Source organism: Streptomyces capoamus (genome assembly GCF_014654935.1).
Taxonomy (GTDB): Bacteria; Actinomycetota; Actinomycetes; order Streptomycetales; family Streptomycetaceae; genus Streptomyces; species Streptomyces capoamus.
Window position 1 is genome coordinate 1 of the sequence record NZ_BNBF01000003.1, and the last position, 20,447, is coordinate 20,447.

Here is a 20,447-nt window from a genome sequence, read left to right on the forward strand (position 1 = left end):
ATCGTGCCGTGCATCGTGAACGCCTGGTTGAACTGCTCGTTCGACATGAACTGCAGACCCGGGCGGGCCAGCTCGGCACGCATCAGCAGCGCCATCACGCCGCCGATCAGGAAGAACGCGAACGACGTGACCAGATAGAGCGTTCCGATCGTCTTGTGGTCGGTACTGGTGAGCCACTGCACGGCCCTGCTGTTCCCCATCCTCTTCACACCCCGCCTGTGTCCGCCCCCGGCCGGCGGGTCACACTCGTGGCACGCGAGCAACATCACGGCGGAAGGGTGTGACGATCCGGGGGGTGCCGGACACGGACCGGGCATGAGCAACGACGAGATCTTCGCCGCTGCCTATCGCGAGCACTACTGGGCGGTCAGCCGCTATGTCGCCAGGCGACTGAGCGGGCGGGCCGACGAGGTGGAGGAAGTGGTGGCGGAGGTGTTCACGGTCGCCTGGCGGCGCCGGGCGGAGCTGCCCGCCGCGCCGCTGCCCTGGCTGTACGGGGTGGCCCGCAACTGCCTGGCCAACGCGGTACGCGGCTACGGGCGCCGGCGCAGGCTGGTGGACCGGCTCGGCAACGACGAGACCGCGCACGGCCGGCACATCGCCGCCGGCCCCGGCAGTGAGGCGCCCGGCGCCTGGGTGCACGAGGCCCTGGACCGGCTCTCCCCGGCCGACCAGGAGGTACTGCGCCTCGCCGCCTGGGAGGAGCTCGGCGCCGAGGAGATCGCGGTCGCCCTCGGCTGCGGCCGCCGCGCGGCAGCCATGCGCCTCCACCGCGCCCGCCACCGCCTCCGCACGGAGATAACCCGCCTGCGCCCGAGGACACCAGCGACCGCGCCACCCACCGCACCGGGACCGGGAGCCACGACACCCCTGCCCGAACCACCGGCTGACCCGCCCGCCGAGGCGGGCGCGGGCGCTGTGCCGCCCCCGGCCGGTTCGTCCGCCGGGTCCCGTCCGGGTCCACCGCCGGCCGAACCGCCGGCCGACGCGCTCGCCGGACCGGACCCGGATGCCGGCGCCGGGATGGACCCAGGTGCTGTCGAGCCCGTGGCCGATGTGCCCGCCGGGCCCCGTCAGGGAACCGCGGCGCCGTCGGCCGTACCGCCGGCCGCCTCTGCCGTGACCACCGCCGACGCATGCCCCCGCGAGGACCCCCGACATGGCTGACGAACTCGAGCTCCTTCGACGTGCCGATCCGGTTCCCCCGGACGGGCCCCACTTCGGGGACGGTCCGCTGGACCACCGGGCCGAGCGGCGGCTGGAACGGCTGCTGCGGCAGGGGCGCCCGGTGCGCCGCGCTCCCGGGGCCCGGCTGCTGTGGGGGCTGGCCGCCACCGGGGCCGTCGTGGCGACCGCGACGGCCGCGCTCGTCGGCGGGCCCAGCACCCAGCCCGCGCTCGCAGCGCCCCGGCCGCTGGCCGTCCGCGCCCACTCCGTCCCCGTACCGCTCACGCAGCTGGCCGGCCTGGCCGACGCCGCGGCGGCGGAAGGCGCCCCGCGACTGCGCAGGGGGACGCACGTGCAGACGTGGAGCCTCGGCATGGCGGACGGGAAGCCGCCCGTCACCCTGCCCGAGGAGAGGGTCGTGCGCTGGCGGGCGGACGACAGCCGCACCGAACTGGTCGTGGCGACCGACCCGCGCCACCCCGGTCGCCCCGTCCTCACCGACACCGGCGGCACCCCCACCCCGGTGGCCGACGGCCACGTCCTGAGCCGGACCACGTACCCGCCGAGCTGGAGCGACGCCCCGCCCCAGGCGCCCCCGCCGCACACCCCCGCCGCCCTGCGCGCCTACCTCGCCGAAACCGTCCGCACCGACCCCCTGAGCACCCCGCGACTCCTCGACGCGGTGGGGGAGTTGCTGAACCACTGGACCCTCGGCGCCCGCGAGTCCGCGGCCCTCGTCCGGGTCCTCGCGGACGAGGAGGGGCTGCGGCCCGCGGGACAGGTGACGGACCGCCTCGGCCGCCCGGGACAGGCCTACGTGTACGCCGGCGAGGGCGGAGGCGGCCGGCGGATGCTGATCCTCGACCCGCGCACCGGTGCCGTCCTCGGCCTGGAGACCACCTTCACCCGTGACGAGCCCGCGTACGGCGTGCGGGCCGGGGACGTCATGGACTACAGCGCCTGGATGCGCTGACCCGCGCCGCCCGTCACACCCCGAGCTGCCGGGCGGCGGCCGTCACGGTCTGCTCCAGCAGCGTGGCGATCGTCATGGGACCGACCCCGCCCGGCACCGGGGTGATCAGCGCTGCCCGCTCCACGGCCGAGTCGAAGTCGACGTCACCGACGTTCCCCGCGTTGTAGCCGGCGTCGACGACGACCGCGCCCGGCTTGATGTCCTGCCCGCGGATCAGCCGCGGCCGGCCCACCGCGGCCACGACGATGTCGGCCTCGCGGACCGCCGCCGACAGGTCCCGGGTACGGGAGTGGCAGTACGTGACGGTCGCGTCCCGGGCCAGCAGCAGCATCCCCGCCGGCTTGCCGAGGATCGCGCTGCGGCCGACCACCACGGCCCGCTTCCCGGCCGGATCGACGCCGTACTCGTCCAGCAGCCGCATGATGCCGCCCGGCGTGCAGGAGACGAACCCCGGCAGCCCGAAGCTCATCGTGGCAAACGACGCGAAGGTGACGCCGTCCACGTCCTTCTCCGGCGCGATCGCCTCGAACGCGGCCCGCTCGTCGACGTGGTCGCCCACCGGGTGCTGGAGCAGGATCCCGTGCACGCCGGGGTCCGCCGACAACTCCCGCAGCGTGCCCACGAGTTCCTCGGTGGACGTGCTCGCGGGCAGCGCCACGTGCCGGGACTCGATGCCGGCCTCGCGGCAGCGGTTCTGCTTCATGCGGACGTACGTCACCGACGCGGGGTCCTCGCCCACGAGCACCGTCGCGAGGCACGGCGCGGTACCGGTGCGCTCGGTGACACCGGCCGCCTTCCGCGCGGTCTCCTCGACGATGCGGCGGGCGGTCGCGGTGCCGTCCATCAACCGGGCCTGGGTCATGCTGCACACTCCTGAGCTGGATCGACTGTCCTCGCCCAGGCGCGCGGCAACCACCACGGACCGCTCCCCGGTGGTGCTCCACCTCAGCGCCAGTCACGGCCCGCGTACAGCCTAACCCCCGGCGTGTGCGGCCTCCCTACTCGTCCCAGGCCTGGACGATGAGCTGGTCGGTGATCTTGCCGTCCCGCAGGGTGACCATCGACTCCGCGAGCACCCGGGTGCCGTCCGCGTACTCGCAGGACTCGCTGTAAGCGGCCTGGTCGCCCTGCATGACGCACCGGTCCAGCTTGTGCGTCATGTCGCGGCTGTAGATGTCGTCCAGCAACTCGGCGATCTGGTTCCGCCCGTGCAGGACGGTGGGATGACTGGGCTGGTTGTTGCGGTCGACGATGCGGATCTCCGCGTCGTCCGCGTACAGCGACAGCAGGTTGTTGCCGGTGTTGCCCTCGATGGCCCGGCGCAGTGTCTCGGTGTCGAATGCGGACCCCGTCGCGGTACCCATGGTGACCTCCTTCAGGCGCCCGCGGCCCGGCCAGGAGCGGACCGCACGGGCCCCACCTCCGAGCGTCCTCCGCCCCGGGGGCCACGGCAAGCCCGTCCGCCGCCCTCCGCCTCACGGGTGAGCACCGTCCGCCGCCCGTGTCCGGCCGGGGCCCGCGAGCGTTGCAGGGGCATGATCTCAACACGACGTATCGTCGCCGCCGTCGGTCTGGCCGCCGGGATCGCCGGTCTCGCGGCGCCGCAGGCGAGCGCGGCGGGCACCGGCACTCCGCTCGTCGGCAGGCTCGGCGCGCTGAGCACGCTGGACTCGCTCGCCTCCAGTGACATCCCGGCGCCGCACAAGGAGCGCGTCCCGCGGGTCAGCGAGCAGGTGGGCGAGCTGAAGCACCTCCGCGAACTGAACCAGCTGAACCAGCTGGAGCAGGTCATCGCCCCCGTGGCGCCCCTGCTCGGACTGGTGCAGGGCATCCACTGACCCCGGGCTGCCGCACCGAGGGCCGTCCCGGACCGGGGCGGCCCTCCGCGCTGTCCGCCGGCGGTGGCGCAAAGATCGACGATCACCGTCGTGGACCACCCCGCCGCCCCGCGGGCACGCGTAGGGTCGGCGGCGAAGGCATTCGACGGAAGGGGCCAGACCATGGCGCAGGAAGTACGCGGCGTGATCGCACCGGGCAAGGATCAGCCCGTACGGGTCGAGACGATCGTGGTGCCGGACCCGGGGCCCGGCGAAGCCGTCGTACGGATCCAGGCCTGCGGGGTCTGTCACACCGACCTGCACTACAAACAGGGCGGCATCTCCGACGACTTCCCGTTCCTGCTCGGCCACGAGGCCGCCGGTGTGGTGGAGTCGGTCGGCGACGGCGTGACCGACGTGGCGCCGGGCGACTTCGTCATCCTCAACTGGCGTGCCGTGTGCGGCCAGTGCCGGGCGTGTCTGCGCGGCCGGCCCTGGTACTGCTTCAACACCCACAACGCGCGGCAGAGGATGACCCTGGCCGCCACCGGCCAGGAGCTGTCCCCGGCCCTCGGGATCGGCGCGTTCGCGGAGAAGACGCTCGTCGCGGCCGGCCAGTGCACCAAGGTCGACCCGTCCGTCTCCCCGGCGGTCGCGGGCCTCCTCGGCTGCGGGGTGATGGCCGGCATCGGCGCCGCGATCAACACCGGGAACGTCGGCCGGGGCGACACGGTCGCCGTCATCGGCTGCGGCGGTGTCGGCGGCGCGGCGATCGCCGGGGCCCGGCTGGCCGGCGCGGCGAAGATCATCGCGGTGGACATCGACGACCGCAAGCTGGAGAAGGCCCGCACGCTGGGCGCCACCCACACGGTCAACTCCAAGGAGACCGACCCGGTTCCGGCGATCCGCGAGCTGACCGGCGGCTTCGGCACCGACGTCGTCATCGAGGCCGTCGGCCGTCCGGAGACCTACCAGCAGGCCTTCTACGCCCGCGACCTCGCCGGCACCGTCGTCCTCGTCGGTGTCCCCACCCCCGAGATGAAGCTCGAACTGCCCCTGCTGGACGTGTTCGGCCGCGGTGGCGCCCTGAAGTCGAGCTGGTACGGCGACTGCCTGCCCAGCCGCGACTTCCCCATGCTGATCGACCTCCACCTGCAGGGCCGCCTGCCACTCGACGCGTTCGTCACCGAGACCGTCGAACTGGACCAGGTCGAGCAGGCCTTCGAGCGGATGCACCACGGTGACGTGCTGCGTTCGGTGGTGGTGCTGTGATGACCGTACGCATCGAACGCCTGGTCACCTCGGGCCAGTTCAGCCTCGACGGCGGCACCTGGGACGTGGAGAACAACGTGTGGATCGTCGGCGACGAGCGGGAGGTCATCGTGATCGACGCCGCCCACGACGCCGAGGCCATCGCCCGCGCGGTCGACGACCGGCGGCTGACCGCCATCGTGTGCACGCACGCCCACAACGACCACGTCAACGCCGCCCCGGCGCTCGCCGACCTCACCGGCGCCACCATCTGGCTGCACCCCGACGACCTGCCGCTGTGGAGGCAGACCCACCCGCACCGCGACCCCGACCGCCATCTCCTCGACGGCCAGGTCATCGAGGCCGCCGGCGCCGACCTCACCGTCCTGCACACCCCCGGCCACGCCCCGGGCGCCGTCTGCCTCCACGACCCCGGCCTCGGCACCGTCTTCACCGGCGACACGCTCTTCCAGGGCGGTCCCGGCGCCACCGGACGCTCCTACTCCCACTTCCCGACCATCATCGACTCCATCCGCGACCGCCTCCTCACCCTGCCGCCGGAGACCAAGGTCCTCACCGGCCACGGCGACGCCACCACGATCGGCGCCGAGGCACCGCACCTGGAGGAGTGGATCCGGCGCGGTCACTGAACACCGGGCGCCCTGCCGGGTTCCTCTCCTAGGATCACGATCATGACCTCTGACACGCTCGTGACCCTCCATGACACCCGCGTCCTGCGCTGCGCCCCGGACGGTCCCGCGCTGGACGGCGAGAGCGCGGCGCTCGACCTGATCGGTGACGCGCTCGGCCAGGACGCACAGGTGGTCGTGGTGCCCGTGCAACGGCTCGCGGACGAGTTCTTCCGGCTGCGCTCCGGCGTCGCCGGGGCGGTCGCCCAGAAGTTCGTCACCTACCGGCTGCGCCTCGCCGTCCTCGGCGACATGGCGGACCACGTCGCCGCGAGCGACGCCCTGCGGGACTTCGTGTACGAGTCCAACCGCGGCAACCAGCTGTGGTTCCTCGCGGACGAGGAAGAACTCGACGGGCGACTGCGCCCCTGAAACCCGACAGGAGATGTCCGGCTTCCCGGCGACAGTGGACGACCACAGCAGTCGTACCCCACAGGAGGCCGGGCATGGCAGGACCACTTCAGGGCAAGGTGGCGCTGGTCGCCGGGGCGACCCGGGGCGCCGGACGCGGCATCGCCGTCGAACTCGGCGCGGCCGGCGCCACCGTCTACGTCACCGGCCGAAGCACCCGCGCCCACCGCTCCGAGTACGGCCGGCCCGAGACCGTCGAGGACACCGCCGACCTCGTCACCGCGGCCGGCGGACAGGGCATCGCCGTACCGGCCGACCACCTGGACCCGTCCGCCGTACGGCACCTGGTGGACCGGATCGCGGACGAGCGGGGCCGCCTCGACATCCTCGTCAACGACATCTGGGGCGGCGAGAACCTCTTCGAGTGGGACACCCCCGTCTGGGAGCACGACCTCGACAACGGGCTCCGGCTGCTCCGCCTCGCCGTCGAGACCCACGCCGTCACCAGCCACCACGCGCTGCCGCTGCTGCTGCGCTGGCCCGGCGGCCTGGTCGTGGAGGTCACCGACGGCACCGCCGAGTACAACCGCGACACCTACCGCGTGAACTTCTTCTACGACCTCGCCAAGACGTCCGTGCTGCGGATGGCCTTCGCCCTCGGCCACGAACTCGGCCCGCGCGGCGCCACCGCCGTCGCCCTCACCCCCGGCTGGATGCGCTCCGAGCACATGCTCGACGCGTACGGCGTCCGGGAGGAGAACTGGCGGGACGCCCTGCGCCGCGAACCGCACTTCGCCATCTCCGAGACCCCGCGCTACACCGGCCGGGCCGTCGCCGCCCTGGCCGCCGACCCGGGCGTGGGCCGGTTCAACGGCCGGTCCCTCTCCAGCGGCGGTCTCGCCCGGGAGTACGGCTTCACCGACCTCGACGGCAGCCGGCCGGACGCCTGGCGTTACCTGGTCGAGGTGCAGGACGCGGGCAAGCCGGCGGACGTCACCGGATACCGGTGAGTCGTCGCCCGCGGAGCCGTACCGTCGGCCCATGACTGAACCGACTCGCTTTGCCGGACACGGAGTTCTCGTCACGGGCGGTGCCCGCGGCATCGGCGCGGCCGTCGCCCGGCGGCTCGCCGAGGAGGGCGGCCGGGTGCTGGTGACCGACCGGGACCTGCCCGAGGCCGAGCGGACCGCCGCCGCGCTGCGCCGACGGGGCCTGACCGCCGAGGCGTTCGCCTGCGACGTGTCCGACCGCGCCGCCGTCGAGGCGGCCGTCGCGCGCGCCGTCACCGCGTTCGGCTCGCTCGACGTGCTGGTCAACTGCGCCGCCCACTGCAGCCCGGACGTCCCGCGCTACGAGGACGACCCCGACGAGGCCTGGGCCCGCGATCTCGACATCACCCTCACCGGCGCCCACCGCTGCTGCCGCGCCGCGCTGCCGCACCTCGCCGCCTCCGGACGCGGGGCGATCGTGGGCATCGGCTCCGTCAACGGCCTGCAGGACTTCGGCAACCACGCCTACAGCGCCGCCAAGGCCGCCCTCGGCTCGCTCACCCGGACCCTCGCCGGGCACGCGGCGGCCCGGGGCGTCCGGGTGAACCTCGTGGTGCCGGGCACGGTCCGCACCTCGGCCTGGGAGGGGCGCGAGGACGACCTCGACGCCGTCCGTGCCCTGTACCCGCTGGGCCGGGTCGGCGAGCCGGAGGACATCGCCGCCGCCGTCGCCTTCCTCGCCTCCCGCGACGCCGCCTGGATCACCGGCACCAGCCTGGTCGTCGACGGCGGCCTCACCGCCGTCCACACCGGCTTCCGTGCGGCCGTACGACGCTCCGGGTGACCGTCAGCCCGAGGCCGCCGCCAGCGCCGCGAGCACCCGGTCGGTGTCGGCCCCGGTGGTGCGCCAGTTGCTGAACGCGGCACGCAGCCCGGGCACCCCGCCGTACACCGTCGGAGTCACGAACGCCTCCCCGGAGTCCGCGACCGCCCGGGCCAGCGCCGCCACCCGCTGCGGCGTCGGGTCGGCGGCCAGGGTGAAGCAGACCACGTTGAGCCGGACCGGGGCCAGCAGACGCAGGCCCGGCAGCGTGTCGACGCCCGCGCCCAGCCGGCGTGCCTGCGCCGCACAGCGCTCCACGATCTCCCGGTGGCCGGCCCGCCCGTAGGCCACCAGCGAGAACCAGGCCGGCAGGGCCCGCAGCCGGCGCGAGTTCTCCGGGGTCAGGTGCAGGAAGTCCGGCTCGCCCTCGGGCTCGCCCAGGTACGGCGAGGCGTTGTGGAACACCGCCACCTGCAGATCGCGCCGCCGGGTGAACTGGACGGCCGCGTCGTAGGGCACGTTGAGCCACTTGTGCAGGTCCACGCAGACCGAGTCGGCCGCGTCCAGCCCGTCGACCAGCGTGGCGTGCTCCGGGGAGAGCGCGGCGAAGGCACCGAACGCCGCGTCCACGTGCAGCCAGAAGCCGTACCGCTCCTTCAGCGCCGCGATCGCCCGCAGGTCGTCGAAGTCGACGGTGTTCACGGTGCCCGCGTTCGCGACGACGATCACCGGCCGGCCGGCCCGTTCGGCCAGCGCCGCCTCCAGCGCGGCCACGTCGACGGCCTCCCGGCCGCCGGGCAGCAGCGGTACCCGCCGCAGCCGGTCCCGGCCCAGGCCCAGCACCGCCATGGCCTTCGTGATGCTGGAGTGGGGGCTGCCGGAGAGCACCTCGAGCGGCCCGAGCCCGGCGGTGCCGGCCCGGGAGACGTCCACGCCCAGCCGCTCGCCGGCCCACTCCCGGCCGATCGCCAGACCGACCGTGTTCGACATGGTCGCGCCCGTCACGAACGCCCCGCTGTGCGCCTCGCCGAGCCCGAACAGCTCGCGCAGCCACGCCACCGTCTCCCGCTCCAGCTCCTGCGCCCAGGACCCGCCCGCCCCGGACAGATTCTGGTCGAACGCGGCCGTCAGCCAGTCCCCGGCGACGGCCGCGGGCGTCGCGCCGCCGGTGACGAAGCCCAGGTAGCGCGGGCCGGCGGAGCCGGAGAAGCCGGGCGCCCACCGCTCGGCGAACCGGGCGAGCGCGCCGTCGCCGCCCGCGCCCGCGTCCGGGAGCGGGACCCTGCCGGGCGGGGGACCCGCCGCGGCGACCGGCCGCTCGGCCAGCCCCGCCACCTCCCGCACGGCGAGATCGCGGGCGGCCTGCAGCAGTTCGGGGAGCCGGGAGAGATCACCGGCGAGGGTACGGTGCATGCGCCGCAGCGTAGACCGCGGCGGCGCACCGCCGCCTGGTCCACTTCGCCACAACTGGACCAGCGAAACTGGACCCGTGGACACAGGATTCGTCGCCGCGCTGGGCGACTGGCGCGACCGCCCCGGACCTCTCGCCCGCACCCTCGCCGCGGCGGTGCGCGACGCCGTCGTCGACGGCCGGCTCCCGGCCGGGACCCGGCTGCCCTCGGAACGGGAACTGGCCCGTACCCTGCGCCTCAGCCGCGGCACCGTGGTCACCGCGCTCGGTCTGCTGCGCGCCGACGGCTGGCTGCACACCCGGCACGGCAGCGGCAGCGCCGTCCGGCTGCCCGCCCGCCTCACCGAGCGCACCACCCCCTGGTCCCTGGACCGGGGCGGCGCCCCCGACGCCGGCCTCGACCTCACCCTCGCGGTCACCGCCGCGCCCCACGAGGCCTACCGCGCCGCCCTCGCGCGTGCCGTCGACCGCAGCGCGCCCCTGCTGGTCGACTCCGGCGTCGCCACCGCAGGCCTGCCCCGGCTCCGCGAACTGATCGCGGACCGCTACACCCGCGCCGGCCTGGCCACCCGCCCCGAGCAGATCCTGGTCACCGCCGGCGCCCAGGCCGCCCTCACGCTGCTGCTGGACCACCTGCACACCGACCGCAGGGCACCCGTGGTGGTGGAGAACCCCGCCTACCCGGGCGCCCTCGCCGTGCTGCGCGCCCGGGGGGCCCGCCTGCTGCCGGTACCCGTGTCGGCCGCGGCCGGCTGGGACCTCGCCCACCTCGGCGCCGCCGTACTCCGGCACCGGCCCCGGCTCGTGTACCTCGTCCCCGACTTCCACAACCCGACCGGCGCCCACATGGACCCCGGCACCCGCCGGGCGCTCGCCGCGCTGGCCGACCGTCACCGGCTGACCGTCCTCGCCGACGAGACCATGCGCGAGCTGGACCTGAGGACACCGCCCGGCACCGAACCCCACCTCGCCGGGGCACGGGTCGTCCAGATCGGCTCCGCGAGCAAGACCCTGTGGAGCGGCCTGAGGGTCGGCTGGATCCGGACCACCGCGGACCTCGTACGGCAGCTGCGGCGGACCCCGCTGCAGGCCCAGCTGTCACCGCCGCCGCTGGAACAGCTCATCGCCGCCGAGCTGCTCGGCGCACCGCTCCCCGCGCTGCTCGCGGACCGGCGCGCCCGGCTGCGCGCCCAGCGCGACCACCTCGCCGCCCTGCTCGCCGGCACGGGATGGACGTACACCGTCCCGCCGGGCGGCCTGACCCTCTGGCTGCACCTGGGGGAGGCCGGCCCGGACGCCACCGACCTCGCGGCCCGGGCCGCCGCACGCGGCCTCGCGATCACCCCGGGACCCCGCTTCAGTGCCGACCGCACCACCCTGACCCGCCATCTGCGCCTGCCGTTCACCGCGACACCCGAGACCCTGGCCCGGGCCGTCGGACTGCTGCGGGAGTGCTGGACGCCCTGAGCGCCGTACGGGCCGAAGTTCACCGTTTCGTCACAGCGTGACCGGAACCACAACCATGGCCGGGCCGGCCGGGTCTAGTAGTCCGAGACCGCGGGAACCGCGCCGGAGAGGACCGGGGAGGTCCGGGCGGACGAACGGGACACCAGGGGAAGGGAAAGAGGTCGCATGGGGGTCATAGGCAGGAGAGGCGCGGTCGCGCTGGGTGTCACGGGACTGGTGGCGCCGCTCGCGCTCGCCCTGACCGCGGCGCCGGCCGAGGCCGCGAGCTGCACCACGCGGACGGGGCCGTACCAGAAGCAGGTGGAGAAGTTCCTGGGGCGGCCGGTCGACGGCAAGCAGTCGGCCGCCGACTGCAGGGCCGTCCAGGCCTTCCAGACCAAGCACGGCATCATGCCGAACATCGGCTACGCCGGCTCGGTGACATGGGGCGTGATGGACCTCATGAACAAGCAGAAGGCCGTCGGGAACAAGCCGAACAAGGACGGCAAGTGCCCGGTGAACAAGGGCCGGATCGCCTGTGTGAACCTCACGCTCCAGCTCAGCTGGATCCAGGACGGCGACCGGCTCGTCTACGGCCCGGTGCCGGTGCGCACCGGACGTGACGGATACGAGACCCGCACGGGCCTGAAGAAGATCTACTGGCGGGACATCGACCACCGCTCGAACATCTACGACGTGCCGATGCCCTACAGCCAGTTCTTCGACGGCGGCCAGGCCTTCCACTCGGTGGGCCTGAGCATGTGGAACCCGCCGGGTTCGCACGGCTGCGTCAACATGACCACCAAGGACGCCAAGAAGTACTGGTCGCTGCTGAGGAACGGGGACGACGTCTTCGTCTACGGCCGCAAGCCGGGCACCTGAGACGGCGGAACGAGCCGTCGCCGCCGGCCGCCCCATTGACGTGATGAGTAACACGGTCCGGAATGTCCGTATCGCGGGTACTTACTCACAACGCCTTCACGTCGGTCGGCATATGCTTCACAGCATGTCCACCACTGTTGCAGCCGCCTCCGAGCGATCGGCCGCGGAGGTCAACGAGGAGATCCGGGCCCTGTGGCGCCGGTCGGGCGGGACACTGACCACCGAGCAGCGCGCGGAGTACCAGCGCCTCGTGATGGAGTGGGCCGCCGCGGCCCCGCGGGGGCGCCGGGCGGCCTGACCGACCCCGCGCACACCAGCCGAACCGTCCAGGGCACCCGTGAACACACGGGTGCCTTTCTCGTCGTACCCCGGCCGCCGGGTCAGCCCCACGTCGCCGAGTAGTACCGCTGGTACGCCTTGCGGTCCTGCTCGGCCCGGATGAACCGGGTCGCCACCAGCGCGATCAGACTGCCCGCGATGACCAGCAGCCCGGGGCCGATGTTCCGGGTGTCCGTCAGCCGTGCCAGCAGGGTGCTGCCCTCCGAGGTGCCCGTCACCGGGGCCGAGGAGCCCGGTGAGGCCGCGCTGGGTGCCGCCGCGCCCTGGTTCGCGGGCGCCGACGAAGCGGGGGAGGGGGCACCGCCCGGCGCGCCGCCCGCGTTCTGCGCCGACACGATCAGCCGGACCCCGAGCGTCGTCAGCGCCTTCGTCACCGGCTGGAAGAACGTCGTACCACCCGCCGTGCAGTCGCCGTTGCCGCCCGAGGTGACACCGAGCGCGATGCCCTCGGAGAACAACGGGCCGCCGCTGTCACCCGGTTCGGCGCACACCGTGGTCTCGATCAGCCCGGTCACCGTCCCCTCGGGGTAGTTGACGGTCGCGTTCAGCGCGGTGACCTGGCCGTCGTGCAGGCCGCTGGTGCTGCCGCTGCGGAACACCCGCTGCCCGACCGCCGGATCGGCGGCGCCCGTGATCCGCACTCCCTTGCCGCCGCCGATCGCGACGACGTCGGCCCCCGCGCCGGCCTTGCCGGCGGCGTACTGCACGAGCGAGAAGTCACTGCCGGGGAAGGAGCTGTTCACCGTCCTGCCGAGCTGCCGGTCGCCCTGGTTGTCGGCGAACCAGGTCGACCCGGACGGCCCGCAGTGCCCGGCCGTGAGGATGAAGTCCGACTGGCCGTTGGTGACGTTGAACCCTGCCGAGCAACGGCCGCCCGTCGACAGGATCGGCTGGGCGCCGTTCAGCCGCGTGGTGAACGTGCCCTTCGTCCGCTCCATGTGCACGAAGCCGCCGATCCTCGCGGCGACCCCGGTCAGCCGGGACCAGTCGCCGGCGGACACCGTGCGGTCCGCCCGCACCACGACCCGGTTCGTCCGGTAGTCCACCGCCCACGCCGTGCCCGGCACCCGTGGCGCCGAACGCAGCGTCGACGTCGCCGACTTCAGCTCGTTCATGCTGTGCGGCACCATTTTCGCCTCGGCCCCGGCCCGCCGCACCGCCCGTGCCGCGGCCTCGTCGGTCACCGCGACGACCGGACGGCCGTCCGCGCCGATCCAGTTGCCCGCCGTACGGGCCGTGCCGAGCCGTGCCACCAGCGCGGCACCGGGGTCGTCCGTGGCGGCGAACGGGCGGGCGGAGGCGGGGGGTGGTTCACTCGCCATGGCCGCCTGGGCGACCATCGCGCCGCCCAGGAGGAGTCCGCCGACCGCCGCCAGCCGTGTCACTCGCCGGACGACCCGTCGTCGTGCGTGCCGCATGCATGGCTCCCGAAGCCGAACCCGAACGCGCGCTGCCCCCACAGGCACCGCGGAGCCCTCGGATCGTCGGGGGCCCGCACTTCCATACGGGCCTGGCGACGGCCGCGTTCACCGGCTGCGGGGCTCAGATCTTCCGGGCCACCCCGCCGAACATCGCGACCTCCTCCGGCTCCGCACCGGCCGCGTGGTCCGGGCGCCACCGCGAGCAGGACACCACGCCCGGCTCCAGCAGCTCCAGACCGTCGAAGAACCGGGCCACGTCCTCGGGGGTGCGCTGGGTGAGCTTCGGCGTGCCGTGCTCGTTCCAGAACCGCACCGCCTCGTCCACGTCCGGCATCGACGGGCTGGTGACTGTGTGGGACAGCACCAGGTGGCTGCCCGACGGCAGCCGCTCCGTCAACCGCCGCACCAGACCGTAGGGGTCTTCGTCGTCGCCGATGAAGATGACCACGCCGAGCAGCATCAGCGCCACGGGCTGACTGAAGTCCAGTGTCTTCGCCGCGTGTTCGAGGATCGCGTCGACGTTGCGTAGGTCCTCGTCCAGGTAGTCGGTACGGCCCTGTTCCGTGCTCGTCAGCAGGGCGCGCGCGTGCGCCAGGACCAGCGGGTCGTTGTCGACGTACACGATCTTGGACTCCGGCGCGATCCGCTGCGCCACCTCGTGGGTGTTGTCGGCGGTGGGCAGCCCGGTCCCGATGTCCAGGAACTGCCGGATGCCCACGTCGCGGACCAGGTGGCGCACGGCGCGGCCGAGGAAGAGCCGGTCGGCGCGCGCGTACTCCCCGATGCCGGGGTGAAGCCGGCGGATCTCGTCGCCGGCCGCGCGGTCGACCTCGTAGTTGTCCTTGCCGCCGAGCCAGTAGTTCCAGATCCGGGCGGTGTGCGGCTGGCCGGTGTTGATACGGGCGCGCAGCGACACGGCCACGTCGTTGGTGGCTGCCGGGTTGTCGGTCACGTGGGTCAGCTCCTGGATTCCTGAGGGAACGGGACACTCGAGGGATACACCGTGCAAGACGCAATCTAGACGCCCGAGTTGATCTCCGCCGACCGGTCCGGGTGTTCCGCCTCCGGAGCCAGCCGGGCCCAGCTGCGCGCGTCGCCCCACACCGACCGCGTCCCCACGTACGGGCGCAGACACGCCGTCAGCTCCGGGTCCCCCCTGCCGGCCAGCTCGTCGGAGGCGATGCGGCGGGCGACACCGGCCAGGAAGTCGGCGATCTGCACCCGGGCGTCGTCCCGGGAGTCGACCAGCCGCAGCCCGCCGAGCGCGACACCGTCCCGCCGGGCGGACTGCACGATCCGGGCGATGCGTCCCGGTGTCAGCGTGTTCTGCTGGTCGTGCACGAGGACCACCGGCCGCCCGGCCGCGCTCCAGTGCGCCGCCGTGCGCCGGATCGCCGGGAACAGCGGATTGAGCACGGGGAAGAGCGCGGGCACCGCCCGCATCCGCTCCCGGTAGGCCTCCGCCCGCGACCGCCGCGCGGCCAGCCCGCGCAGGATCCCCGCGGCAGCGGACCCGGGCGCCGCCCGCACGAGCGCGTCGGCCGCCGCGAAGAACGCCTCCCCGGCCGGCTCGCCCGCCCCGCCCGGGCGCACCCGCAGCAGACCGTTCGCCGCCACCAGGAACTCCCGCCAGTCCCCGGCGTCGAAGACCTCCGGTCCCTGCCGGTACAGCGCGACGGCGTCCGCCGGGTCCGGGGACAGCAGCCCGACGAGCCGGTCCACCAGCAAATAGTCCTTCTCGGTCAGGTCGACATGGGCCCGCCCGTGGATCGGGCCGTCCTCCCCGAGCAGCCACAGCAGCACCGCCCGGTGCTTCCCGCGCAACAGATGACCCGCCTTGTACTCCTCGGCGGGCGAACGGATCCGGCGCCGGATCTCCCCGACGCACTCCGCCGCCACGTCCACCGGCAGGGCCACGCTCGCGTGCGCGAACACCTCGGTGTTCCCGCCGGCCAGGTTCTCCCCGTCCGACCCCGACTCGTCACAGGCCACTTCCCGTGAGCGGCCCTCCGCTTCCCGCAAGAGGCCCCCCGCCACCGCCTGCCACGCCCCGTGCGCCGCGCCGGTCCCGTCTGTGCCCACACCCCAGCCCTTCGTCCCGAGCCTCACGACCAGCATGCCGCACGGCGCCGCCCGACGGGGCAGTTCGCCGGTGACGCCCGAGCCGGTGCGTCGGGCGCGTGCGGTGTGCCGGGTGCGTCCGGTGGTCACGTGCTCAAGCGCGTCCGGTGCGGTCGGGCGCCGGATCCGCAGCGGCCCGGCAAGCGGGGTCGCGGCGGGGGAGCAGCAGCGGGGTGGCCAGCACGAGCAGGCCGGCCAGGCCGATGGCCGCGCGCGGGCCGAGCAGGCCGCCCAGCACGCCCCACAGGGCCGTCAGGAGCGCGGTGGAGGCCTTGGTCGTCACCTGCCAGGCGGAGAGCGTGCGGGTGACCCGGTCGGCCGCGGTGCGTTCGAGACGGTGGGTGGCGTAGACGGGGTTGAAGACCCCGCAGCAGAGGATCAGCCCGAGTTCGACGCCCATCACCAGCAGCAGCCCCCCGGCCCCCGGCCCCGGGAAGGCCAGCCCGACGGGCCAGAGCGCGCGCAGCGCACCGGCCGCGACCAGGACCCGGTGCCGACCGAACCGGGTGACCAGCGGGCGGGCCAGCCGCGAACCGAGCAGCCCGCCGATCGAGGGGACGGCGAAGGCGAGGCCGTACTGCCACGGCGCGAAGTGGAGCGGCCCGAGCATCAGCACGGCCAGCAACGGCTCGCTGGCCATCACCAGGCCGTTGAACACGGCGGTGTTGAGGAACAGCGGACGCAGCGTCGGGTCGGCGAGGATGTACCGCCAGCCGTCGAGCAGGTCCCCGGCCCGCAAGCGCGCCCCTTCCCGGTGTTCCGGCCGCGGCTCGTGCCCGCCCGTCGCGCGCACGCCCAGCGCCGAGAGCAGGTAGCTGACGGCGTCGGCCGCCACCGTCGCCACCGGGCCGAGCAGCCCCAGCGCGGCCCCGCCCAGCGGGGGTCCGACGATCGTGGTCGACCAGGCCGTCGACTCCAGCCGGGCGTTGGCGACGAGCAGGTCCCCGGCCGGCAGCAGCGTCTTCAGGTACGCGCCGGAGGCGGCACGGAAGGTGATGTCGGCCGCCGCGACGACGGCCGAGACCAGCAGGAGTTGCGGGAAGGTCAGCGCGTCCAGCACGAACGCGGCGGGGACCGTCAGCAGCGCCGCGCACCGCACCAGGTCCGCGGCGATCAGCACCGGCCGCTTGCGGCGGAACTCCACCCACGGGCCGAGCGGCACCGCTGCGGCCGCGCCCACCGCGGTCCCCACGGCGGAGAGCGCGGCGACCTCCGCCGGACCGGCGTGCAGCACCCGGAGCGCGATCAGCGGGAAGGCGCCGAAGGCGAGCCACGTGCCGAGCGCGCTGGTCCCGTAGGCCGCCCAGAGCCACCCGAACCGCCGTCCCAGCCGGTGCCCGCTCTTCATCTCCGACGCCCCTCGCCCCGCTCATCCGTACAACCGATCCGCGACCGGACACATCCAAACGAGCCGGCGACCCGGGGATCAAACAACCGCGGAGCCGTCCGGCACAACCATCGGTTGTGGCCGTAGGCTGCCCGCATGGATCTCGACGCCGTCCGGACCTTCGTCGCCGCCGCCGACGCGGGCCGGTTCCAGGAGGCCGCCGCCGAGCTGGCCATCACCCAGCAGGCCGCGTCCAAGCGCATCGCCGCGCTGGAGCGTCACCTCGGCGTGCGGCTGTTCACCCGCACCCCGCGCGGCGCCCGGCTGACCATCGACGGCCAGGCCTTCCTGCCCCACGCGCGCGAGCTGCTGCGCGTCGCCGAACGCGCGGCCGCCTCCGTGCGCACCGGCCGCCGTCCGCTCCGTGTCGACGTGATCGCCTCGCGCGTCGCACCGTCGGGTCTGATGCGCGGCTTCCACCGCGCGCACCCCGAGATCGACCTCGACGTGGTGATGCTGTTCGACGTCGAGACGGCCGTGGCCGCCCTCCGGTCCGGCGCGATCGACGCCTCCTTCCGCGCCGTGGCGATGCCCGGCCGGCCCCTGCCCGAGGACATCGCGTCCGTGCGGGTGCTCGACGAACCGCACCAGCTCCTCACCGGCCCCGCCCACGCCCTGGCCCGCGCCCGGTCGGTGACCCTCGCCCAGCTCGCCGGCCACCGCGTCTGGATGCCCGGCATCGTCCCCGGCACCGAGTGGGCCGCCTACTACGACGACCTCGCCGCCGAGTTCGGCCTCACCATCGAGGCGACCGGCCCCAACTTCGGCTCCGACGCACTCCTCGACACCGTCGCCGACACCCCGGCCCTGGCCACCTTCACGACCGAGCGGACCCGCCTGGTCTGGCCCGCCGGACACGACCTGCGCCGCATCCCGGTGACGGACCCCACGCCCGTCTACCCGCACTCGCTCCTGTGGCACCGCGACAACCCCCATCCCGCGCTGGCCACCCTGCGCGCCCACCTCGCCGCCAGTACGGCCGGCCAGGACGCCACCGGGTCCTGGACACCTGGCTGGGTGCTGCCGCGCCGAACCCCGCCGCGTCGTCGCGGGAGGCCGGAACACACCGTCTGACATGCGGATCTGACGCGGGCGAGGGACACTGGGACCAGTGGTCCTGATCCACGCTCCTCCGGCGCGCACCCGGCCCAGAGTGCTTGAGGGGGACCCATGGTGTTGCCGACCGTCCTGACGCTGATCGCCGTCCTGATCCTGCTCGCCCTCGTCATCCACCTCCTGTTCGTGATGAGGAAGGGGCGGGGAGGCGGCCGGGGCCAGGACGCGTGCAGTGCCGACATGACGCGGTCGTGGACCGGTCTCCTGGCCGTCGTGGCCAGTGACCTCTCCATCGCGGTGGCGGGGATCTGGGGCATCACGAAGGTCGGGAACCAGGCGCAGCAAGTGGTGCCCCTGCTCACCAGCGCGTTCACCGCGATGACCGCCATCACGACCGCGTACTTCGGCATCAAGGCTGTCGCCAACACCGCGAAGGACGCCATCGCGAACCCTTCGCCCCCGGCATCCGGGACCGCGCAGGGCCCGCAGGGCCCGCAGGGCGAACAGGGCGTACAGGGCGAACAGGGCCCCCCAGGCCCACCGGGCCCGCCCGGTCCGCCGGCGCCCGCCCGACCGTCCTCCGGGGGTACGGCGCGGACCGGGCCCTAGCCGGAGCGGCGCGGACCGGGCTCCGGGCGGAGCGGTCGACCGGCCGCGACGACGCCGGGAGCGGACGCGTCCCCGCCAACTCGCTTCTGCCTGCGGGAGTTCCGGCTCAGCACGGCCGCACGGGCGACCGTACCTACGGGCCCCTCCTCCCGCGGCGCGCCGGCTCCTAGACTGCGGGTATGGACGACACGCGGCTCGACCGGCTCGGTTCCGGCAAATACCTGCTGGTGACCAGTTACCGCAAGAACGGCACGCCCGTGGCGACCCCGGTGTGGGTGGTCCGGGACGGCGCCGCCCTCGGGGTGTGGACGGTCGCCGACAGCTGGAAGGTGAAACGGATCCGGCGCCGCCCCGACGTCCTCGTCGGTCCCTGCGACGTGCGCGGCAACCCCACCGGCGACCAGCTGCCCGCCACCGCCGAGATCACCGACGCGGCCACCACCGCCCGCTACCGCAAGCTGATCGCCCGCAAGTACGGCGTCCTCGGCCGCCTCACCCTGCTGGGCAGCCGGCTCCGGCGGGGTGCGGACGGCACGGTCGGGATCCGGGTGACCCTCCCGGAGTGAGGGCCACCCGGCGGACGCGCCCTACGACGCGTTCAGCACCGAACCCGTCAGCTCCAGGCCGCCGGTCTGCGGCTCACCGGTCCGCGGGTCGATCTGCCGGAACCGCACCGACTCCGTGGACTCCCGCACCCGGTCCTTCACCGTGGGCAGGGTGATGTCCGCGCTGGTGCGCCCGGGCGGGATGTCCGCCCACAGGTAGAGCCCGTTCACCCGGGACAGCGGACGCTCCGGGTCGGGCTTCTCCCCGCTCACGTCCCGCAGCCAGCTCGCCGGGACGTCCTTCGTGGACACCTCGGGCGCGGTGGCCGGCACGGCCCCGAAGAGGACGCCCATGTCGACGTCGACCGCCTCGGACAGCGACACCCGCCACTTCAGCGGCTTCCCCTCGGTCACCTCGCCGGCGACGGGCGTGACGGTCACCGTCGGCGCCGGATCGTCGTCGTGGACGGTGATCCCGCCGCGGTAGGACCCGACGACCGCACCGCGGACCGCCTTGACCAGCACGTCGTACGACACGTCGGTGCCGTACCGGGTGTTGCCCTTCACACGGACCGGTACGTCGATGTCCTGGCCGCCCGGACGCACCGTCACCAGCCGGTCGGTGGCCTTGCCGGTCGTCGGGTCGATGACGTACACGCGGACCTGGCCGCTGCCGCCCCGGCCCGTCACCCGCGCCGGGACCCGGTAGGTGCGCACACCCGAGTCACCCTCGTCCACCGTCGCCCGGCCGATGTCGACCCGCGGCAGCGCCTGCGCCCGCACCGCCGGAGTCCCCGGCCGCCAGCCCCACGCGTCCATGAGCCAGGCCCGCCCCGACGTCGAACGCGAGGTCAGCTCCAGCGACTTGACCGAACCCAGGTCGAGCCCGGTGTGACCGGCCGTCGGCAGCGGCAGCCGGACCTCCCGCGCCCAGTAGGAGGCGGTCCGCTCACTGCCGGGCAGGCCGTCCAGCGCGACCCGGCCGAGCTTCGCCTTCTTGCCGGCCGTGTCGGTCAGGGACACGTCCAGCCGCGTGCCCCGGGAGTTCGGCGGCACGAACAGCCGCAGCGCGAGGGACTTCGCGCCGGCCAGCGACACCGGCTCGCGCACGGTCACGCGGGCCGGACTGCCGGCGCGCGTCCAGTGCAGCGCGACCGCGTTGCGGCCCGC

General features: G+C 74.2%; 21 protein-coding genes, 2 pseudogenes and 1 riboswitch. Of the genes and pseudogenes, 14 read left to right on the plus strand and 9 right to left on the minus strand.

Features of this window, described 5'->3' with window-relative positions; all coding sequences use genetic code 11:
• Positions 1-200: cbb3-type cytochrome c oxidase subunit I (locus IE312_RS05900; protein ID WP_229899154.1), on the minus strand; the 200-nt coding region annotated here is incomplete at its 3' end.
• 115 nt (positions 201-315) lie between these two features.
• Here IE312_RS05900 and IE312_RS43970 point away from each other — a divergent pair.
• Positions 316-822, plus strand: a pseudogene (locus IE312_RS43970) (RNA polymerase sigma factor); the annotation flags it as partial.
• A gap of 337 nt (positions 823-1,159) precedes the next feature.
• The gene (locus IE312_RS05910; protein WP_189979001.1) at positions 1,160-2,140 is read left to right on the plus strand and encodes a CU044_5270 family protein; all 981 of its coding nucleotides are present in this window, start codon (positions 1,160-1,162) and stop codon (positions 2,138-2,140) included.
• A 13-nt stretch (positions 2,141-2,153) separates the two neighbouring features.
• Here the strand turns inward: IE312_RS05910 and IE312_RS05915 are convergent, their stop codons facing one another.
• Both IE312_RS05915 and IE312_RS05920 read right to left on the minus strand, forming a co-directional pair.
• Positions 2,154-3,002 (minus strand): bifunctional 5,10-methylenetetrahydrofolate dehydrogenase/5,10-methenyltetrahydrofolate cyclohydrolase, encoded by an 849-nt coding sequence (locus IE312_RS05915; RefSeq protein ID WP_189979003.1) that lies wholly within the window; start codon positions 3,000-3,002, stop codon positions 2,154-2,156.
• 26 nt (positions 3,003-3,028) lie between these two features.
• A riboswitch (ZMP/ZTP riboswitch) is annotated at positions 3,029-3,109 on the minus strand.
• A 29-nt stretch (positions 3,110-3,138) separates the two neighbouring features.
• Entirely contained in the window at positions 3,139-3,504 is a 366-nt protein-coding gene (locus IE312_RS05920) for a nuclear transport factor 2 family protein (protein WP_189979005.1), read from the minus strand.
• 171 nt (positions 3,505-3,675) lie between these two features.
• Between IE312_RS05920 and IE312_RS05925 the strand changes: the two genes are divergently transcribed.
• The 6 genes from IE312_RS05925 (at position 3,676) to IE312_RS05950 (ending at position 8,081) form a co-directional block, all read left to right on the plus strand.
• A complete protein-coding gene (locus tag IE312_RS05925) occupies positions 3,676-3,978 on the plus strand; it encodes a hypothetical protein (RefSeq protein ID WP_189979007.1) in 303 nt (100 codons plus the stop codon).
• Between the two features lie 162 nt (positions 3,979-4,140).
• Positions 4,141-5,229 (plus strand): S-(hydroxymethyl)mycothiol dehydrogenase, encoded by a 1,089-nt coding sequence (locus IE312_RS05930; protein ID WP_189979009.1) that lies wholly within the window; start codon positions 4,141-4,143, stop codon positions 5,227-5,229.
• Positions 5,229-5,858: an MBL fold metallo-hydrolase gene (locus IE312_RS05935; protein ID WP_189979011.1), complete on the plus strand. Its 630-nt coding sequence runs from the start codon at positions 5,229-5,231 to the stop codon at positions 5,856-5,858. The genes IE312_RS05930 and IE312_RS05935 overlap by 1 nt, the downstream gene beginning before the upstream one ends.
• Before the next feature lie 42 nt (positions 5,859-5,900).
• Positions 5,901-6,269, plus strand: coding sequence for a DUF4180 domain-containing protein (locus IE312_RS05940; RefSeq protein ID WP_189979013.1), 369 nt, complete (start codon positions 5,901-5,903; stop codon positions 6,267-6,269).
• Positions 6,270-6,343: 74 nt separating this feature from the next.
• Positions 6,344-7,258, plus strand: coding sequence for an SDR family oxidoreductase (locus tag IE312_RS05945; RefSeq protein WP_189979015.1), 915 nt, complete (start codon positions 6,344-6,346; stop codon positions 7,256-7,258).
• Positions 7,259-7,289: 31 nt separating this feature from the next.
• On the plus strand, positions 7,290-8,081 hold the full coding sequence (locus IE312_RS05950) for an SDR family NAD(P)-dependent oxidoreductase (RefSeq protein WP_189979016.1): 792 nt from the start codon (positions 7,290-7,292) through the stop codon (positions 8,079-8,081).
• 3 nt (positions 8,082-8,084) lie between these two features.
• On the opposite strand, the gene IE312_RS05955 is transcribed toward IE312_RS05950, so the two are convergent.
• Complete coding sequence (locus IE312_RS05955; protein ID WP_189979017.1) at positions 8,085-9,473, minus strand: pyridoxal phosphate-dependent decarboxylase family protein; 1,389 nt, start codon at positions 9,471-9,473, stop codon at positions 8,085-8,087.
• Between the two features lie 76 nt (positions 9,474-9,549).
• Here IE312_RS05955 and IE312_RS39025 point away from each other — a divergent pair, with 76 nt between their 5' ends.
• From IE312_RS39025 to IE312_RS05970, 3 genes are all read left to right on the plus strand, one after another.
• Entirely contained in the window at positions 9,550-10,938 is a 1,389-nt protein-coding gene (locus IE312_RS39025; protein WP_268254289.1) for an aminotransferase-like domain-containing protein, read from the plus strand.
• A 165-nt stretch (positions 10,939-11,103) separates the two neighbouring features.
• On the plus strand, positions 11,104-11,799 hold the full coding sequence (locus IE312_RS05965) for a L,D-transpeptidase family protein (RefSeq protein WP_189979018.1): 696 nt from the start codon (positions 11,104-11,106) through the stop codon (positions 11,797-11,799).
• Between the two features lie 112 nt (positions 11,800-11,911).
• A complete protein-coding gene (locus IE312_RS05970; RefSeq protein WP_189979019.1) occupies positions 11,912-12,097 on the plus strand; it encodes a hypothetical protein in 186 nt (61 codons plus the stop codon).
• A gap of 82 nt (positions 12,098-12,179) precedes the next feature.
• Here the strand turns inward: IE312_RS05970 and IE312_RS05975 are convergent, their stop codons facing one another.
• From IE312_RS05975 to IE312_RS05990, 4 genes are all read right to left on the minus strand, one after another.
• Positions 12,180-13,556 carry a S1 family peptidase gene (locus IE312_RS05975; RefSeq protein WP_189979020.1) on the minus strand — a complete coding sequence of 459 codons (1,377 nt, stop codon included), beginning with the start codon at positions 13,554-13,556 and terminating at the stop codon, positions 12,180-12,182.
• Positions 13,557-13,680: 124 nt separating this feature from the next.
• Entirely contained in the window at positions 13,681-14,511 is an 831-nt protein-coding gene (locus IE312_RS05980) for an SAM-dependent methyltransferase (RefSeq protein ID WP_189979021.1), read from the minus strand.
• Between the two features lie 65 nt (positions 14,512-14,576).
• Positions 14,577-15,551, minus strand: coding sequence for a hypothetical protein (locus IE312_RS05985; protein WP_189979719.1), 975 nt, complete (start codon positions 15,549-15,551; stop codon positions 14,577-14,579).
• Positions 15,552-15,774: 223 nt separating this feature from the next.
• The gene (locus IE312_RS05990) at positions 15,775-17,028 is read right to left on the minus strand and encodes an MFS transporter (RefSeq protein ID WP_189979022.1); all 1,254 of its coding nucleotides are present in this window, start codon (positions 17,026-17,028) and stop codon (positions 15,775-15,777) included.
• Positions 17,029-17,163: 135 nt separating this feature from the next.
• Between IE312_RS05990 and IE312_RS05995 the strand changes: the two genes are divergently transcribed.
• The 3 genes from IE312_RS05995 to IE312_RS06005 all read left to right on the plus strand — a co-directional run bounded on the left by IE312_RS05995 (position 17,164) and on the right by IE312_RS06005 (position 19,298).
• Complete coding sequence (locus IE312_RS05995; RefSeq protein WP_189979024.1) at positions 17,164-18,141, plus strand: LysR family transcriptional regulator; 978 nt, start codon at positions 17,164-17,166, stop codon at positions 18,139-18,141.
• Between the two features lie 96 nt (positions 18,142-18,237).
• A complete protein-coding gene (locus IE312_RS06000) occupies positions 18,238-18,732 on the plus strand; it encodes a hypothetical protein (RefSeq protein WP_189979026.1) in 495 nt (164 codons plus the stop codon).
• A 179-nt stretch (positions 18,733-18,911) separates the two neighbouring features.
• Positions 18,912-19,298 (plus strand): PPOX class F420-dependent oxidoreductase, encoded by a 387-nt coding sequence (locus IE312_RS06005; protein WP_189979028.1) that lies wholly within the window; start codon positions 18,912-18,914, stop codon positions 19,296-19,298.
• Positions 19,299-19,319: 21 nt separating this feature from the next.
• Here IE312_RS06005 and IE312_RS39030 read toward each other — a convergent pair.
• Positions 19,320-20,447: pseudogene (locus tag IE312_RS39030) on the minus strand (hypothetical protein); the annotation flags it as partial.